Source organism: Brevundimonas sp. (genome assembly GCF_036732845.1).
GTDB lineage: Bacteria > Pseudomonadota > Alphaproteobacteria > Caulobacterales > Caulobacteraceae > Brevundimonas.
Map to the genome: position 1 here is coordinate 1 of NZ_DAINBO010000024.1, position 16,643 is coordinate 16,643.

The 16,643-nt window shown below is 69.4% G+C and carries 18 protein-coding genes; 11 read left to right on the forward strand and 7 right to left on the reverse strand.

The features are described from left to right. Positions 1-42: 42 nt before the first annotated feature. Positions 43-1,200, reverse strand: coding sequence for an OmpA family protein (locus V7D63_RS09330; RefSeq protein WP_333592000.1), 1,158 nt, complete (start codon positions 1,198-1,200; stop codon positions 43-45). Positions 1,201-1,433: 233 nt separating this feature from the next. On the opposite strand from V7D63_RS09330, the gene V7D63_RS09335 reads away from it, so the two are divergent. Together V7D63_RS09335 and neuC are read left to right on the forward strand one after the other, a co-directional pair. Beyond that, positions 1,434-2,516, forward strand: a complete 1,083-nt coding sequence (locus tag V7D63_RS09335; protein ID WP_333592001.1) for an N-acetylneuraminate synthase family protein — start codon at positions 1,434-1,436, stop codon at positions 2,514-2,516. Beyond that, complete coding sequence (gene neuC / locus V7D63_RS09340) at positions 2,513-3,691, forward strand: UDP-N-acetylglucosamine 2-epimerase (protein WP_333592002.1); 1,179 nt, start codon at positions 2,513-2,515, stop codon at positions 3,689-3,691. Before V7D63_RS09335 ends, neuC begins: the two co-directional genes overlap by 4 nt. Here neuC and V7D63_RS09345 read toward each other — a convergent pair. After that, positions 3,688-4,338: an acylneuraminate cytidylyltransferase family protein gene (locus V7D63_RS09345; RefSeq protein ID WP_333592003.1), complete on the reverse strand. Its 651-nt coding sequence runs from the start codon at positions 4,336-4,338 to the stop codon at positions 3,688-3,690. The two genes, neuC and V7D63_RS09345, sit on opposite strands and share 4 nt — an antisense overlap. 66 nt (positions 4,339-4,404) lie before the next feature. On the opposite strand from V7D63_RS09345, the gene V7D63_RS09350 reads away from it, so the two are divergent. The 6 genes from V7D63_RS09350 to V7D63_RS09375 all read left to right on the forward strand — a co-directional run bounded on the left by V7D63_RS09350 (position 4,405) and on the right by V7D63_RS09375 (position 10,189). Next, positions 4,405-5,403, forward strand: coding sequence for a GDP-mannose 4,6-dehydratase (locus V7D63_RS09350; RefSeq protein ID WP_333592004.1), 999 nt, complete (start codon positions 4,405-4,407; stop codon positions 5,401-5,403). Continuing rightward, positions 5,400-6,455 carry a nucleotidyltransferase family protein gene (locus V7D63_RS09355; protein ID WP_333592005.1) on the forward strand — a complete coding sequence of 352 codons (1,056 nt, stop codon included), beginning with the start codon at positions 5,400-5,402 and terminating at the stop codon, positions 6,453-6,455. The genes V7D63_RS09350 and V7D63_RS09355 overlap by 4 nt, the downstream gene beginning before the upstream one ends. Positions 6,456-6,606: 151 nt before the next feature. After that, complete coding sequence (locus V7D63_RS09360; RefSeq protein WP_333592006.1) at positions 6,607-7,398, forward strand: ABC transporter permease; 792 nt, start codon at positions 6,607-6,609, stop codon at positions 7,396-7,398. A gap of 42 nt (positions 7,399-7,440) precedes the next feature. Further along, positions 7,441-8,604, forward strand: a complete 1,164-nt coding sequence (locus tag V7D63_RS09365) for a chain-length determining protein (protein WP_333592007.1) — start codon at positions 7,441-7,443, stop codon at positions 8,602-8,604. Further along, complete coding sequence (locus V7D63_RS09370; RefSeq protein ID WP_333592008.1) at positions 8,604-9,278, forward strand: ABC transporter ATP-binding protein; 675 nt, start codon at positions 8,604-8,606, stop codon at positions 9,276-9,278. The genes V7D63_RS09365 and V7D63_RS09370 overlap by 1 nt, the downstream gene beginning before the upstream one ends. Beyond that, on the forward strand, positions 9,275-10,189 hold the full coding sequence (locus tag V7D63_RS09375) for a hypothetical protein (protein ID WP_333592009.1): 915 nt from the start codon (positions 9,275-9,277) through the stop codon (positions 10,187-10,189). Before V7D63_RS09370 ends, V7D63_RS09375 begins: the two co-directional genes overlap by 4 nt. Here V7D63_RS09375 and rfbB read toward each other — a convergent pair. Genes rfbB through V7D63_RS09390 form a run of 3 tightly spaced genes read right to left on the reverse strand, consistent with a single transcriptional unit; the run spans position 10,186 to position 12,804 of the window. Continuing rightward, positions 10,186-11,241, reverse strand: a complete 1,056-nt coding sequence (rfbB, locus tag V7D63_RS09380) for a dTDP-glucose 4,6-dehydratase (RefSeq protein ID WP_333592010.1) — start codon at positions 11,239-11,241, stop codon at positions 10,186-10,188. The genes V7D63_RS09375 and rfbB overlap by 4 nt on opposite strands. Continuing rightward, positions 11,238-11,807 carry a dTDP-4-dehydrorhamnose 3,5-epimerase gene (rfbC, locus tag V7D63_RS09385; protein ID WP_333592011.1) on the reverse strand — a complete coding sequence of 190 codons (570 nt, stop codon included), beginning with the start codon at positions 11,805-11,807 and terminating at the stop codon, positions 11,238-11,240. Before rfbC ends, rfbB begins: the two co-directional genes overlap by 4 nt. Before the next feature lie 19 nt (positions 11,808-11,826). After that, positions 11,827-12,804 (reverse strand): cell wall hydrolase, encoded by a 978-nt coding sequence (locus V7D63_RS09390; RefSeq protein WP_333592012.1) that lies wholly within the window; start codon positions 12,802-12,804, stop codon positions 11,827-11,829. 126 nt (positions 12,805-12,930) lie between these two features. Between V7D63_RS09390 and V7D63_RS09395 the strand changes: the two genes are divergently transcribed. The 3 genes from V7D63_RS09395 to V7D63_RS09405 are packed head-to-tail and all read left to right on the forward strand — an operon-like array spanning position 12,931 to position 15,629. Continuing rightward, positions 12,931-13,554, forward strand: a complete 624-nt coding sequence (locus tag V7D63_RS09395) for a prepilin-type N-terminal cleavage/methylation domain-containing protein (RefSeq protein WP_333592013.1) — start codon at positions 12,931-12,933, stop codon at positions 13,552-13,554. Continuing rightward, positions 13,541-14,587: a general secretion pathway protein GspK gene (locus V7D63_RS09400; RefSeq protein WP_333592014.1), complete on the forward strand. Its 1,047-nt coding sequence runs from the start codon at positions 13,541-13,543 to the stop codon at positions 14,585-14,587. Before V7D63_RS09395 ends, V7D63_RS09400 begins: the two co-directional genes overlap by 14 nt. Further along, positions 14,556-15,629 (forward strand): hypothetical protein, encoded by a 1,074-nt coding sequence (locus tag V7D63_RS09405; RefSeq protein ID WP_333592015.1) that lies wholly within the window; start codon positions 14,556-14,558, stop codon positions 15,627-15,629. The genes V7D63_RS09400 and V7D63_RS09405 overlap by 32 nt, the downstream gene beginning before the upstream one ends. Here the strand turns inward: V7D63_RS09405 and V7D63_RS09410 are convergent. Further along, on the reverse strand, positions 15,577-16,044 hold the full coding sequence (locus V7D63_RS09410) for a pilus assembly FimT family protein (protein ID WP_333592016.1): 468 nt from the start codon (positions 16,042-16,044) through the stop codon (positions 15,577-15,579). The genes V7D63_RS09405 and V7D63_RS09410 overlap by 53 nt on opposite strands. Continuing rightward, on the reverse strand, positions 16,019-16,501 hold the full coding sequence (gene gspG / locus V7D63_RS09415; RefSeq protein ID WP_333592017.1) for a type II secretion system major pseudopilin GspG: 483 nt from the start codon (positions 16,499-16,501) through the stop codon (positions 16,019-16,021). Before gspG ends, V7D63_RS09410 begins: the two co-directional genes overlap by 26 nt. Positions 16,502-16,643 lie beyond the last annotated feature (142 nt).

Sequence of the window (16,643 nt, forward strand, 5' to 3'; positions counted from 1 at the left end):
CCGGATCGGCGGCCGGATGTGTCCGGCCGCCTTTCGCGGGACTTAGAAGTTGATGTCGATGGTGGCGCGGCGGTTCAGAGGCTCGCGCACGCCGTCGGCGGTGGCGCGGGCCAACTGGGTTTCGCCCTTGCCCTCCAGCGAGATGACGCCGCCGTTGACGCCGTTGGCGACCATGGCGTCGGCCACGGTGCGCGAGCGGCGGTTCGACAGGCCGACGTTATAGGCCGCGGAACCCGAGGTGTCGGCGTGACCGACGATCAGGACGCGGGTCGGACGGCCCGACTTGGCGTAGTTCGACGCCTGGGTCACCACCGAGCGGGCTTCGGCCGTCAGGTCCGAACGATCCCAGTCGAAATAGACCACGAACTGACGCGCGGCCGGAGCCGGCGGAGGCGGCGGCGGGGGCGGCGGGGGAGGCGGCGGCGGGGGAGGCGGCGGGGGCGGCGGAGGCGGCGGCGGCGGAGGCGGAGGAGCCTCTTCAGCGCCGAACGCATAACGCAGGCCCAGGGTCACGGTGTGACCGGTGTATTCGCCTTCCAGCGTGCCTTGACCGCCCGACGTCGAGGTGTCGAGTTCGACGTCGCTCGTCATGTAGCGGTAGGTCAGGTCGATGTTGGTGCGGTCGCCGACGGCCCAGGCCAGACCAGCGATCGCCTGAGCGGCGAACTTGGTCGAGTGGTCGTCGATGGCGAAGCCGGTGGTGCGGGCGCCGCGCAGGGTGCCGATCGCGTCGCCGTTGACGCGGTTCACGCCCATGCCCAGACCGACGAACGGACGCACGCCGAAGGCTTGCCAGTCGAAGTCATAGAGGACGTTGGCCATCAGGGTGACCGAGTCCAGGTCGCCGTCCGGCGAATGGCAGGGACCCGACGCCGGATTGATGTTGCACAGGCCCGACGGGACGTTGTTGTTGACCCGGCGAACCGTGCCGATGTCGCCCGAGCGATAGCCGCCTTCCAGTTCGACGCGCCAATTCGGGTTGAAGCGATAGCCCAGGCGCGCGAAGGCGGCCCAACCATCGTTGACTTCCCAGTTCCAGGCCACACCCGTGGTCTGGGACTCCAGTTCGACGTCGTCGATGAACTGGTAACCGGCGTCTACCGCGCCGTACCAGCCATCAGGCTCAGCCGAAGCGGCGCCAGCCGACAGGGCGAGAGCCGCCGCCGCGCTGGAAGCCAGGATCAAACTTTTAACTCGCATGGGTATGAGCCCTCCGCAGCCATAATTATTCTATGCGGCGGTCTCGCCGCCTACCGGGTTCATAACAGCGTTGCCCTGGGAGGTCGAGCATCAAACTCGGCCATATTAAGCCGATAAGTTGGAAGCGTGGCGTTGAAGCTACACGAGAAAAACACACCCTCGGCCGCATCGGGGCGAAATCGCGGCGGCGCACGGCCGTTGAGCGGCGCGCGGGTCGCGGATAGTTTCTCTCGATGAGCGAATCCCCCGCAACCTGTGAGGTCGTCGCCGAGGCCGGGGTGAACCACAACGGCCGTGAGGACCTGGCTTTGGCCTTGGTCGAGGCCGCCGCCGAATCCGGCGCCGATTGCGTGAAATTTCAGACCTTTGACCCAAACGACCTGACGGCGGCCTCGGCTCCGACAGCGGTCTATCAGGCCCAAGCGGGCGCGGGTGCGAGCCAGAAGGCCATGCTGGAGGCCCTGGTCCTGCCGACCCAGGCCCTGCGGCGCGTCGCCCGCGCGGCCAAGGACGCGGGAATCGCCTTCCTGTCCACGCCTTTCGACCGGGCGTCGGCGCGTTTCCTGGTCGAGGAGCTGGGTATGGCGCGGATCAAGGTCGGTTCGGGCGAACTGACCAACCTGCCCCTGTTGCTGGACCTGGCGCGGCTGGAGCGGCCGATTCTGTTGTCGACCGGCATGGCGACGATGGACGAGGTGCGTCGGGCGCTGGGCGTTCTGGCCTTCGCCCGCCTGGCCGGCGCCGGCGAGGCGCCGTCGCTGGAGGCCTTCGACGCCGCCCTGGACGCGCCCGAGGCAGCGCCCGTGCTGGCCCAGACGGTGGTCATGCAGTGCACGACCCAGTATCCGGCCCCGCACGATCAGGCGAACCTGAGGGTGCTGGACGCCTATGCCGCCCTGGGCGTGCGGCCCGGCTATTCGGACCACACCCTGGGCATGGACGTCGCCCTGGCCGCCGTCGCGCGCGGCGCCCAGGTGATCGAAAAGCATCTGACCCTGTCGCGCGACATGGAGGGACCGGACCATAGAGCCTCGCTGGAGCCGGACGAGATGGCGGCCCTGGTCGCCGGAGTGCGGCGGGTCGGCGCGGCGCTGGGTTCGCCGGTCAAACAGCCCCAGCCCGCCGAGATCGCCAATATGGCCGTGGCGCGCCGGGTGCTGGTCGCGGCGCGTCCGATCCGGGCGGGAGAGGCCTTCAGTCCCGACAATTTGACGGCCAAACGGGCGGGCGCGGGGCTGGAGCCGGGCCTGTACTGGTCGCTGCTGGGCCGGACGGCGGCCCACGACTTCGCCGCCGACGAGCCGATCCGGTCATGAACAGAATCGGCGTCTTCACCGCGACACGGGCCGAGTTCGGCCTGCTGCGCCCCGTGATCACGGCGCTGGAAGCCTCCAGCACGTTGGAGCCGGTGGTGATCGTCTCGGGCGCGCATCTGTCGGAACGGCACGGGATGACGGTGAGCGACATCCAGGCCGAGGGGGTGGCGATCGCGGCGCGGGTTCCGGTTCCGCTGATCTCCGACCGACCGGTCGACATCGCCGCCGACATGGCCGCGACCCTGAAGGGCTGCGCCGAGGCGTACGCGGCGCTGGATCTGGACGCGGTCCTGATGCTGGGCGACCGCACCGAACTGCTGGCGGCGGCGGCGGCGGCGGTCCCCCTGGCCCTGCCCGTGATTCATATGGAGGGCGGGCATCTGACCCATGGGGCGGTGGACGATTCCATCCGACACGCGGTCTCCAAACTGGCGGCCCTGCATTTCACGGCGGCCGAACCCTATCGTCAGCGCCTGATCCAGATGGGCGAGGCGCCCGAGCGCGTCTTCACCGTCGGCTCGACGGCGACGGACAATCTGAAAGCCTTCGGACGCCGCACGCGGGCGCAGGTCGAGGCGGAGCTGGATCTGGACCTGTCGCCGGGCTTCATCCTGGCGACCTTCCACCCGGAGACCCTGGGCGAGATGTCGCCCGCCGCCCAGATCGACGCCTTTCTGATCGGGCTGGCAGCGGGACGCGAGGGACGCAGGGTCCTGATCACCCTGCCCAACACCGACGCCGGATCGGATACCGTCCGCACCCGCATCGAAGCCTGGGCGGCGGCGAACGCGGATTGGGCGACGGCGCGGACCTCATTGGGCGCGCGACGATATCTGGCGGCCCTGACGGCCTGCGACGCCGTGGCCGGAAACTCGTCCAGCGGAGTGATCGAGGCGCCGATCGCCGGGGTTCCGTGCGTCAACGTCGGCGAGCGCCAGGCGGGGCGGTTGCGGCCGCCCGGCGTGATCGACGCGCCGCTGGCGCCGGAGGCGATCACGGCGGCCCTGCGACGGGCGCTAAGCCCCGCCTTCCGCGCCGAGGCGGCCCAGGTCCCGCCGCCCTTCGGCGACGGCCGGGCGGCCGAGCGGATCGTGGCGGTGCTGGAAGCCACGGACTTCACCGGATTGGCGCGCAAGCCGTTCGTGGACGCCGACCGGCAGGGTCGGCGGAGTTAGGCCCTCGCCGCCGCCTCGGCCGCCGCGAACTCCGGCGCGGTGTCGATGTCCCATCCGCGATCCGTCGGCATGCGCCAGGCCAGGGCGCCGGGGACGTCGAAACGCCCGTCGATCAGCAGACGATCCGGGCGTCCGACATAGACCGCGCCGTTGATCACCACCAGGTCGTCGAGGTCTCCGGCCGGGCCGATGACGTCCTTGGACAGGCGGCGATGGAAGGCCGGCGGCTTCAACGGCGGCGAGACCCCGACCACGGCGGGCGCGGACCAAGCGTGACAAAGCGCCAGGGCGCCGTCGATATCGGCGGCCGTGCGCAACGGCGAGGTCGGCTGCAGCAGGACCAGATAGTCCCAGTCGTGACCCAACACCCCCAGAGCATGGGCGATGGCGTCGTAAACCGAGGCGTCCGACCCCGCCAATTCGACAGGACGGTCGATGACCGTCACGCCGTGCTCGGCGGCCAGGGCGGCGACGGTCGGATCGTCGGTCGTCACCGCAACCGTCTCCAGCAGATCGCTGGCCAGGGCCGCGTCCAGGGTCCAGTCGATCAGCGGCCGACCCGCGAAGAGGCGCGAGTTCTTGCCCTTCAGCCGTTCGGACCCGGCCCGCGCCGGGATCAGGCCCAAGGCCCGCGCGCCGTCGATCATAGCCGTTCCTCCGCGCCCGGTGACTGATAGACTCGATTCGTCTGAGAATCAGGGGGCGGCCCGAGGATGGCAAGCAAGGGCGTTGAGCTGACGGGTCGCCGGGTGCTGGTCACCGGAGCGGGCGGCTTCATCGGCAGCCGTCTGTGCGAACGCCTGGTCGAGGCGGGGGCCGAGGTTCGCGCCCTGGTGCGCTACACCTCCGACGGCGAGGCGGGCTGGCTGGACCGGTCGCCGATCCGCAAGCAGATCGAGGTCAAGCGCGGCGATCTGGCCGACCGCGACAGCGTGTTCGACGCGGTCAGGGACAGTGAGATCGTGCTGCATCTCGGCGCCCTGATCGCCATTCCCTATTCGTATCTGGCGCCCGAAAGCTATGTGCGGACCAACATCCTGGGCACGCTGAACGTGCTTCAGGCGGCGCGTGAGCTGGGGATCGGACGGCTGGTCCACACCTCGACCAGCGAGGTGTACGGCTCGGCCCAGACTATTCCGATGACCGAGGACCATCCCCTGGTGGGCCAGTCGCCCTATTCCGCCTCCAAGATCGGCGGCGACAAGCTGGCGGAAAGTTATCACCGGTCGTTCGGGACGCCGGTGGTCACCTTGCGGCCGTTCAACACCTTCGGGCCGCGCCAGAGCGCGCGGGCGGTGATCCCGGCGGTGGCTATACAGGCCCTGGCCGGGCGCATCGTCAGGATGGGCGACCCTCGGCCGACGCGCGACTTCGTCTATGTCGACGACACGGCCGACGCCTTTGTGCGCGCGGCGACGGTTCCGGGGATCGAGGGCGAGACCCTGCATTTCGGCGGCGGACGCGAGATCCGGGTCGGCGACCTGCCCCGGATGATCGGCGAGGCGGCCGGGATCGCCGTTCAGGTCGAACACGATCCCGAGCGGATGCGCCCCGCCGCCAGCGAGGTCGAGCGGCTGATCGCCGACGCGGCCAAGGCCCGCGCCCTGCTGGGTTGGGCGCCCCAGGTGTCGGTCGAGGAGGGTCTGCGCCGGACGGTCGATTTCATCCGCGCGAACCCGCACCTGTATCGCCCCGAGGAGTATGCGGTGTGACCCGGCCCGGCGATCTCGGCGCCAATCTGATCGGGCCGGAGACGCCGATCCTGGAAGCCGTCGCCCAGATGGACGCGGCGCGGCGCAAACTGCTGTTGGTGGTCGATGACGAACGACGGCTGCTGGGCGCCCTGACCGACGGCGACATCCGCCGGGGCCTGATGCGGCGGCTGCCGATGGACGCGCCGGTCCGCGAGGTGATGAACCCCGACCCGGTGGCCCTGACGGTCGGATCGTCGGACCTGACCGCCCTGGCGCGGCTGGAGGAGCGCGGGGTGTCTCTGGCCCCCGTCGTCGATGCGCGCGGGCGGGTCGTGGGCCTGTATCCCGACGCGGTCGGCGCGGCCTCGGCGCGCGACAATCTGGTGGTCATCATGGCCGGCGGGCGCGGCGCGCGGCTGGCCCCCCTGACCCAGACCTGCCCCAAGCCGATGCTGAAGGTGGCGGGCCGCCCGCTGCTGGAGACCATCATCGAGCGGTTGCAGGCCCAGGGGTTCGGCCGCTTCCGCCTGGCGGTCAACTATCTGGCCGAGGTGATCGAGGACCATTTCGGCGACGGCGCGGCCATGGGCGCCGAGATCCGCTATCTGCGCGAGGATCATCCGCGCGGCACGGCGGGCGCCCTGTCGCTGTTGAACGAGCCGATCCAGGCGCCGTTGCTGGTGATGAACGGCGACGTCCTGACCCGCGTCAATTTCAGCGACCTGATCGACTTCCATTCCGACCTGAAGGCCGAGGCGACCCTGTGCGTGCGCGAGCACTCCTTCCAGTCGCCGCACGGCGTGGCCGAAACGGACGGGCCGCGCCTGCTGACTCTACGCGAGAAGCCGACATTCCGGTGGCTGGCCAACGCCGGGATCTATTGCCTGGACCCCGGCGTGCTGGGCCGCATCCCGCGCGAGGGTCCGTACGACATGCCCGAGCTGCTGGCGGGGCTGGCGGCCGAGCGGCGCACGGTGGGGGCCTTTCCGATCCACGAATACTGGCTGGACATCGGTCGCCCACCCGACTTCGAGACCGCCCAGGCAGACTTCCAGGCCCTGTTCGACTGACGCCGTTCGTCGGCTTGGCCGCTTGCAACTGCGAGGGGTGCGTCTATGGTCGCGGCCGATGGCCGATCCTGGCTGAGAGCGTCGCCGAACGACGCCCGACAGGCTCGGCCACCAGTCTCATTCGCCGTGCTGGGGCGCCGGTTCCTCGTTCATGAACGCCATTCGATCCAGCGCCGTCTTCTTCGCCGATCAGGCGCGGATCATCGGCGCCCTGATGATGCGCGAACTGGCGACGCGGTTCGGCCGCCAGGGCCTGGGCTTCGCCTGGCTGATCGGCGAGCCGCTGGTGTTCTGCGTCGGCGTGATCCTGCTGTGGACCCTGACCAAGCCAGCCTATGAGCACGGGGTTCGGATCGCCCCCTTCATCATGACCGGCTATATGTGCCTGCTGCTGATCCGTAACCAGATCGGCCTGAGCATGGGCGCGCTTCAGGCAAACATCGGCCTGATGCACCATCGGCAGATCGCCATCCTGCAGCTCTTTCTGGCGCGCAATGTGCTGGAGGTCATGGGCGCGACGTGCGCCTTCATCGTCGTCTATGCGGCCCTGATGGCCCTGCGGCAGATCGGGCCGCCGCATGATTTGCTGCTTCTATATTCGGGCTGGTTGCTGCTGGCCTGGATGGGCATGGGGTTCGCCCTGATCATGGCCGGATTGTCGATGCGGTACGAGGTGATGGAACGGGTCGTGCCGATCCTCTCCTATCTCCTCATTCCCTTGTCGGGCGTTTTCATCATGGTGAGCTGGTTGCCGCCCGCCTACCGCGAAGCCTACCTGTACGTGCCCTTCCCCCATGCGGTGGAGATGTTGCGGGCGGGCGTGTTCGGCGAGTTCACCCCGACCTATTACGACGCGCCTTACGCCCTGGCGTGGGCCGCTGTATTCAACATTCTGGGCATGGCCCTGATCTACGGCGCACGGGATCGCGTCGATGTCGAGTGATCCCTTGAACCGTCCCCATCTGCCCCCGTCGGCTGAAGCGAAATGACTGATTCCAAGCTGAACTATCTCGGCCCCCTGCCCAAGGCCCTGACCTTCGACCGGCCGCGGCCCGGCTGGATGCAGCGGCTGCCGCTGCCGTTCCTGATCGTGGTCGTGCTGCCGACCTTGCTGGCGGCGATCTATTTCCTGCTGATCGCCAGTCCGCTGTATGTGTCGGAGGCGCGGTTCCTGGTGCGGGCGCCGAGCCAGAGCCAGCCTTCCGGGCTGGGCATCGCCTTGCAGGGCGTCGGCATTTCGAGCGCCCAGACCGACGCCTTCGCCGTGCATGAGTACATCCGGTCGCGCAGCGCGGTGACCGATCTGCAACAGCGTTTCGACTTGCCGGCGATCTTCGGCCCGGCGGGCGCCGACATCTTCTCGAAATACCCGCGCCTGGGCGAAAGCCGCACCACGGAGGGGCTGCACAAGGGTCTGCAACGGTTCGTGACCGTCGGCTATGACGCCACCACCGGCATTTCGACCCTGCGCGTCGAGGCCTATCGCGCCCGCGACGCCCAGGCCGTCGCCGATCAATTGCTGGTCGGCGGCGAACAGTTGATCAACCGGATGAACGCCCGCGCCGCCGTCGACGCCGTTCGCGACGCCGAACGGTCGCGCCAAGAGGCGCAGGCGCGTCTGGCCTCGGCGCAGCAGCAACTGACCGCCTTCCGCAATCGCGAGCGCATCATCGACCCGGCGCGCACGGCCAATGAAGGCCTGCAGATGATCGGCGACCTGATGACCACGGTCGCGCGCCTGCGCGCCGAGCGGGCGCAGTTGGCGTCCGAGGCGCCGAACAGTCCGCAACTGCCGCTGCTGGACGCGCGCATCGCCGCCTTCCAGCGCCAGATCAACATCGAGCGCGCCAACATGGCCGGCGCCCAGGGGTCCCTGGCGCCCAAGATCGGCGCCTATGAGGACCTGGTCTTGAACCGCGAGGTCGCCGACAAGCAACTGGCTGCCGCCACCGCCGCCCTGACCACGGCCGAACAGGAGGCGCGCCGCCAGAAGCTGTATCTGGACCGCATCGTCGATCCGAGCCTGCCGGACGAGGCGATGGAGCCGCGCCGCTGGCTGGCGCTGCTGACGGTCTTGGCCACCTGCCTGCTGATCTACGGCGTGGGCTGGCTGATCTGGGCCGGCATCCGCGAGCACAGGCAGGACTGATGGAGCCGGCGTCCGACGACATCGGGCTGCGTGTCGAGAACCTGGGCAAGACCTATCACGGTCGCAGCCAGCCCCTGTTCTCGGCCCTGAACCTGGAACTGGAACGTTCGGGCCGACTGGCCATCCTGGGCCGCAACGGCCAGGGCAAGTCGACCTTCATCAAGATGCTGGGCGGCGTGCTGCCGGTGTCCGAGGGCCGCATCCGCTGGGCCATGTCGTCGTCCTGGCCGATCGGCTTCGGCGGCGGCTTCCAGGGCAGCCTGTCCGGCCTGGACAACGTCCGCTTCCTGTCACGCCTGTACCAAAAGGATTATGCGAGCACGCTGGAGCGGGTCGACGACTTCGCCGAACTGGGCGCCTCGTTGAAGCTGCCGGTGAAACACTATTCGTCGGGCATGCGGGCGCGCCTGGCCTTCGGCCTGTCGCTGGCGATCGAGTTCGACTGCTATCTGATCGACGAACTGGTGGCGGTGGGCGACGCCCGCTTTCAGCAGAAATGCCAGGAAGAGCTGTTCCAGGCGCGGGGCGACCGCGCCTTCATCATGGCGTCGCACGACACCCATTTGATCTCGTCCTACTGCGACCGCGCCCTGATCATCGAGAGCGGCAAGGCCAAGCTGTTCAACGACGTGGCCGAGGCCGTGGACATCTACACCTGGCTGCGCGCCGCATGAGCGACCGACCGCTGCACATCCTGTTCACGCCGTCGTTGCGCGAGGGTCCCTGGGAAGACGGCATCCGCGAGACGGCTGCGGCCAAGGGACTGACGGTCGGCCGTTGGGGGGCGGACACGGCCGACATCCTGATCGCCGACCACATCCCCGATCTCAAGGTGATGGAGCAGGAGCCGCGCGACTGGGTCATCCTGGCCGACACCTCGGCGGCGGCCCTGACCGCCTACAGCGCCACCTTCCATGAATATCCGCCCGCCGGACAGTCGCTGCTGTACGCCAGCCACCGCCTGGTCAGCGCCGCCTGGTTGGCCGAACGCGGGGCGGCGGTCCTGGGCCAGCCCGCCATGGCCTTGAGCCTGCCGAAACTGGGCCTGGTCTCGCCCCGGCGATGCGAGATTCCGGCCGATGCGCCGGGACCGCTGGCGCCGTTGCTGACGTTGTACGACGGCCTGCCGGTGCGGGTCGGGGCCAAGTCGGTCTGGGGACCGGAGCAGTTCTCCTTTCCCGCCAATGGGGAAGAGGACGGCGGGCCGTCACGCATCGACCTGACGGGCCGCGCCCGCATGTTGTTGCACGGCGGGCATCTGTGGCTGCCGCCCGGACATTGGCGCGCGACCGTGCGCATGGCGATCAACCCCGAGGGACGCGACGCGCCGCTGAAGTTTGAATGGGGCATCTTCTGGGGCGTCGGCCATGACGGCGCCAACGATCTGGTCTCCGTGTCCGAGGTCATCGAGGAGCCGGGCTTCTATACGGTGTCGCTGGAACGACTGTGGGACGTTCCCGGCCCGGCCCTGCTGCGGGTCAGCGTGACCCAGCCCCTGTTCCAGGGCGTGCTGGAGTTCCTGGACTGCACGGTCGAACGCCTGCCCGATCCGGCGCCCAAGCTGGAGCTGGAAACCCAGACCTAGCCCAGGCCGAGACGGCGCGTCGCCGCCCCGTCCGCGGCGATGGGCCGCCACCAGTCGCCGTTGTCCAGATACCAGCGCACCGTCTCGCCCAGGCCGGTCTCGAAATCGGTCTCGGGCCGCCAGCCCAGCTCGTCACGGATGCGCGAGGGGTCGATGGCGTAGCGGCGATCATGGCCTGGTCGATCCGCGACGTGTTCGAGGGCCGCCGCGTGCGGTCGGCCGTCGGCGCGCGGCGACTGGACGTCCAGCGCCGCGCAGATCGCATGAACCACCTGCAGATTGGTGCGCTCGGCCTCGCCGCCCACCGCATAGGTGCGGCCGATCGCGCCCCGGTCCAGCACCTGCACCAGGGCGCGGGCGTGATCCCTGACGTGCAGCCAGTCCCGCACCTGCAGCCCATCGCCGTAAACCGGCAAGGGCTGACCGGCCAGAGCACGCAGGATCGTCAGCGGAATCAGCTTCTCGGGATGCTGACGCGGGCCGTAGTTGTTGGAGCAATTGGTCAGCAGCACCGGCAGGCCGAAGGTGTGGCCCCAGGCCCGGACCAGATGGTCCGACGCCGCCTTGGACGCCGCATAGGGTGAACGGGGATCATAGGCCGTGGTCTCGTCGAAACGGCCGTCGGGACCCAGGGCGCCGAAGACTTCGTCGGTCGAGACGTGCAGGAAACGGAAGGCGGCGCGATCCGACGCTTCCAGCGTCTCCAGCCCCCGCCGCGCGGCCTGGAGCAGGACCAGGGTTCCGACCACATTGGTGTCGACGAAGGCGGCGGGCGCGTCGATAGAGCGGTCGACGTGGCTTTCGGCCGCCAGATTCATCACCGCCGAGGGCCGATGCTCGGCGAAGACGCGGGCCACGGCGGTCTCGTCGGCGATGTCGCCCTGGACGAAGACATAGCCGGGTCGGCCTTCGCACGCGGCCAGGGACGCGCGATGGCCCGCATAGGTCAGCTTGTCGAAGGCCACGACCGGACGACCGGCGTCCAACAGCACCCGCGTCAGGGACGAGCCGATGAAGCCCGCCGCCCCCGTGACCAGGACCGGGCCGCTCACGACGCCGTCTCCAGCGCCATGGGCCGTCCGTCATAGGCGAAGGGCGCGCCGACCTGGGCCAGCGAGGGCCAGGCCCGGTCGCGGTCGGACAGAACCGCCCCATCGACCTGGAACCCGTCCAGGCCCAGGGCCGGATCGTTCCAGGCCAGGCCGCCCTCGGCCTGGGGCGCATAGGGGGCGGAGACCTTGTAGGCGACGCGGGTATCGGCGCTCAGGGTGATGAAGCCGTGGGCGAAACCGGCGGGAACATAGAGCTGATCGCCCGTCTCGGCGTCCAGGCGGATCATCAGGGCCTGGCCCAGGGTCGGCGAACCGTCGCGCAAGTCCACGACCACGTCTTGAACCGCACCGGTGACGCAGCGCACCAGTTTGGCCTGGGCATGGGGCGGACGCTGGAAATGCAGGCCGCGCACCGTGCCGGGCGCCCGCGACAGGGACAGATTGTCCTGAACGAAGTCGTGGTCCAGGCCCAGGGCGGCCAGGCGGGCGGACGAGAAGCTTTCCTCGAACCAGCCTCGGCCGTCGGCGAAGCGCCGCGCGCGGATCAGGGTGACGCCCAGGCTCATGTCGGAATCGCGCGAGGGATCAGGCGCCGCCTTCGGCGGTCTGCGCCGACGCGGGCTGGGCGGCCTGGCCGCTGACGAGGGCGTAGGCGCGGTCCAGCGCGTCGTTGCGCACCCAGATCAAGCCGTTGCCGGGCCGCGCGGGCGAAGCCGCCTCGTTAGCGCCGGGGTTCGCGCCGTTCAGCGGCGCGCCATAGAAGATGTGCGCCCCGATCTGGCGCACCCGCTCCAGCCGACGGCCCCATGAAGGGCGCACATAGTCGGCGTGATAGTTGACCGAGCTTTTCGGCAGTTGGATCGAGGAGCGGCCGTCATGAACTTCGCGCGCGATGCGTTCGGCGCGGCGCCAGGCGGTCAGATTGACCCGCCCCCGGCCGATGGAGCCGTCGCAGGTGAAGGTGAACTGGCAGGTGCGGCTGTTGCGCTGATAGACCACGGCGCAGACCGACTTGGGATAGGCCCCGTGACGCGAGCGGTTCATCACCACCTGGGCCACCGCCGCCTGGCCTTCCTCGCTCTCGTTGCGGGCCTCGTAATAGACGGCCTGGGTCAGGCATTCGATGTCGTTGTCGGGAATGCGCGGCGCGGTGACCAAGTCCAGACGCGGGGCGACATAGCGGCCGTCGCGATTGGTGCTGGGCCGGGCGAAGGGATCGGCCGACGGCGGCGCCACGGTTCCCATCGGCTCGTCGCGCGACGGCGGGGCCGAAACCTGGCTCGCGACCGGGCGAAGACGTGGACGCGGCGCGGCGCGGGGTGCGGCGCGGCGGACGGGATCGACCAGGCGGCCGCCCTTGCCGTCGTGAATCATCTGTTGGAGGCGGGCGTTCAGCCGGGCGCGACGATCCGCATCGGTTTCGACCGGGACCGCCGCGACCGCCTCGACCACCGGCTGGGCGGTCGGACGCAGACGCGCCGACTGGGCCGCGCCGGCCAGACCGGCCACGCCCAGAAGGCAGACGGCGCCCGCCGCTGCGACTGTCCGAAAAGAGGCCTTCAAGACGCGGTGTGCTCCCCGATCAGGCTTCAGAAATACCAGCGCGGCGCCGTGACGCCAAGCGAAGCCGCGTTTCAGCATGAAATCCGGGCCTTTGTTCGGCCGCAAGCGAGACGCTAGAACAGGCCCATGTCCCGCTCGCGTCGCGCCGGATTTTCACTGATCGAAGCCCTGGTGGTGCTGGCCGTCGGGGGCTTGGCGCTGGCCGTCATCTTCTCGATCGGGACCAAGGCGGGCGACACGGGGTTCAAGCTGGGGCGTGGCGCCATGGCCGCGGCGGATCGCGACATGGCGGTCGGCGACGTGCGCGCCACCGTTCGCAGCATCGCCCTGCGTCCGCCCACGACCTTCTTGCCCGACATCGACCGGCCGATGGACGGCCAGGCCCAGAGGCTGGAAGCCGAGGTGGTGATGGAGCGCGCCACCCAGTGTGCGCCGCAAGGCTGGACCGGGCGGCTGGTGCTGGAGATCGCGGTCCAGGGCGGCGAACGGGTGCTGACGTGCCAGGCCGGCGATCGGCCGCGCACGCGCCTGATGACCCTGTCGCCGGGACAGGCGGGCTTCAGCTATTCGACCGACGGACTGCAATGGTCGCCCGCCTACGCCAATACGCCCGCGCCGCGCGGAGAGGGTCCCCTGCTGCCGGTGAACCTGTGGGTGCGGGTGTCGACGCCGGGATTGGATGTCGTGGAGCTGGCGTCCTCGGGTCAGCCCGAGACCTGGATCAGGGCGGGGTCCGATGGCGTGTTCTGAACCCAGGCGGCCCGGTTTCGCCCTGCCCGCCGTTCTGGCGGTGACCGGCGTCGTGACTATCATCTTCCTGGTGGCCATCACGGCCCTGTCCAGCCTTCAGGCCGAAGCCGCCTCGGCCCGCTCGCGCGTGCGGTTCCTCCAACGGGCCATGACCGCCGAGGCGACCCTGGCCTATATGCTGTCGACCGAGCCGTTCCGCACCAACGCCGTCCTGACCGGCGCGCCGCGCAACGCCAACGACATCGCCGGGCCGTCCATAGAGGAACCCGTCGTCTCGGGCCTGCCGACCGCCGAGGTCCGTCTGGACGGGCGGCCCTATCTGATGGACCTGCAAGGGCCGTTGACGGTGTCGATCCAGGACGCCTCGGGCCTGATCAACCTGGCGCGGACGACGGAAACGGTGCACCAGCGGCTGGCGGCGCGTCTGGGGCTGCCGCCCGCGACGGCCCAGACGGTCTATCCCCTGTACCTGGACTATATCGATCCCGACGATCTGCGGACCCTGAACGGGGCCGAACGGCGCGACTACGGCGTCGCGGGCGGCCCGGCCGACCGGCCCATGCTGCGTCCCAGCGAATGGCTGGCGATGAAGGGCGTACGTGACGGCGTGGACCCTCGGCGCTGGAACGCCGTGCGCCAGGCCCTGGTGATCGAACCGGCCATGACCGCCTTCAACGTCAACACCGCCCCGGCCGCCGCGCTGGAGGTGATGTTCGACATCGGCCCGGCCCAGGCCGAGACCGCCATACGCCGACGCGAAACGACGCCCTTTCAGTCGCTGGAGGAATTTCTTCAGACGGTGGGTTCAACCTATGTCGACGACCCGGAGCGGCTGTACGTCTTTCCGGGGGGGCGGATCGTGTACGAGATCCGGGACGGGCGTTCGGCCTGGACCTGGCGCGGCATGATCGTGCTGACCCCCGGCGGGCTTGTGCAGCCGCTGTGGATCAAGCAGACCGAACTGATGGAAGCGCCCCGGCGGGCCGCGGCGGATACGACGAATGCGACTCGATTTCCTTACGCCCCGCATTGACCGGCTGAGGGCCGACGGCGCCCTGGAGGCGGTGCATTCCGGCGCCTTTCTGGGGCGGGTGTTCCGGCGGCCGGTGGTGCTGCTGGCGCGCGACCTGTGCGCCTTCGCCCTGTTCGAGACTGCGGGCCTGCCCAAGAACCGGCGACGCCAGGCGGCGCGGCTGCATGCGCGCACGGCCTCGCCCTATGTCGCGGGCGGCGCGGCCCTGGTGAAGGCTGGTGATGATTTCGGCGTCTGGTGGTGGGATCTGGCGCGGATCGCGCCGATGGTCGCCGGGCGCGGGAATGTGGCGCTGCGGCCCGAGACCCTGGCCCAGCCGACCGGGCGCGACTGGCGGATCGTCAAGCTGGAGCGCGGCTATGAGGCCCAGCACTGGCGCGACGGGGCCTTACGCGCCTCGGCCTGGCGACTGACGAAATACGATGAGGCGGCCTGGACCGCCTTCGCCCGCACCCAGCGCGATGCGCGCGTCGAACCGCCCCGGACGGCGCCTCCGGCCGAGACCCTGCCGATAGATCTGGCGGGAGAAGCCTTTTCTCTGGCGCGGGCCGAGATCACGCGCGAACAGGCGATCGGCCTGGGCCTGGGCGGCCTGGCCCTGGTCTCGGCCAGCGTCTTCGCCCTGGCGCTGGGTCAGACGGTGCAGACCGATGCCGAAGCGGACAAGGTCGAGGCGGAGATCGCTGAAATCCAGGCCGCGACCCCTCGTCAGGCCGATACGATGGCGCTGGAAGGCGAACGTCGCAGGCTGGCCTCGTTCCGCGAGATCGAGGGTCGGACCAGCCCTCTGACCGCGACGGGCGCGGCCATCGGCATCATCGCCATCCACGACCTGACGCCCCTGGCTTTGGACGCCCAGGAAGACGTGGTGACGGTCACCCTGCCCTATGATGCGGTGAAGATCGCCGATGACCTGGTCGCCGAATTCGAGGAGTCGGGCTATTTCTTCGACGTCCAGCCGCGCACCGACGCGGCGGGCCAACGCCTGATCATCGAGGCGAAGGTGCGGGAGGCCGCGCCGCCGTTGTCGCCTGGCGGATGAAGCGGCAGTCGGCGTCCTGCGCCCTCAGGGTCATGATCACCTGATCGCCCTTCAACAGATTGGCCGTCGTCGACGAACAGGACCCGCCCGGCGCGATGTCCAGCGACGGCGCCAGCGTATAGCGCCACGGTTCGCGCAGGATGACGGTGCGTTCGCCCTCGCTCGGCGTCGCGGCCGGATCGACCAGGCGGATGGCCTCGCCGGTGCGGTTGGCCTCGCGCCGCAGGTCCGAGACCTGACGTTGGAATTCGAAGAAGACGGCGTGGGCCGTGGCCTGGTCCAGCATCCGCGACGTCGAGGGCATGATCACCGCCGCCGCCAGGGCGAAGATGGCCAGAACGACCAGGATCTCGATCAGGGAAAAGCCGGGGCGGCGCGGCCGCCGCGCCTTAACGGGCCTGGTCCGAGCTGACATCGGCGTTGACGCCCGTGCCGCCTTCCTGTCCGTCCGCGCCGTAGCTGAGCACGCGCGCCGCGCCGCCGCCCGACGGCGTGGCCCCGGTCGTTTCGGCCGGAGCGACATAGACATAGGGACGTCCCCAGGGATCGGACGGCAACGTCTCCATATAGGGACCCTGCCAACCCGGCACGGCGGCCGGATCGCCCTGGATCAACAGGTTCAGCCCCTCTTGCTGGGTCGGCAAGCGGCCGATGTCGATGCGCATGGTGTCCAGACCCGCGGCCACGGCCTTGGCCTGAATGCGAGCCGTGGTCGTCTTGGAGCGGTCCAACTGGGCGAACAGACGTGGTCCCACAACCGCCGCGATCAGGGCGATGATGGCCAGCACGACAAGGATTTCGAGCAGGCTGAAGCCGTCGCGACGAACGCGTCGGACCTGTCCACGGAGGCGGTTTTGGAGACGGAACGTCAAGGTCTGCCTTGGTAAATCTGTTACGAACCTTTGTCGGTTGCTATAGCCCAGCCCTGCTGGGCGGTCGAAGAAAAAACGAAACGCGGCGCGAGGGCGTGCGGCGCATGGAGCGGATTTGAGAGCTGTCCTGGCGAACGTGAGA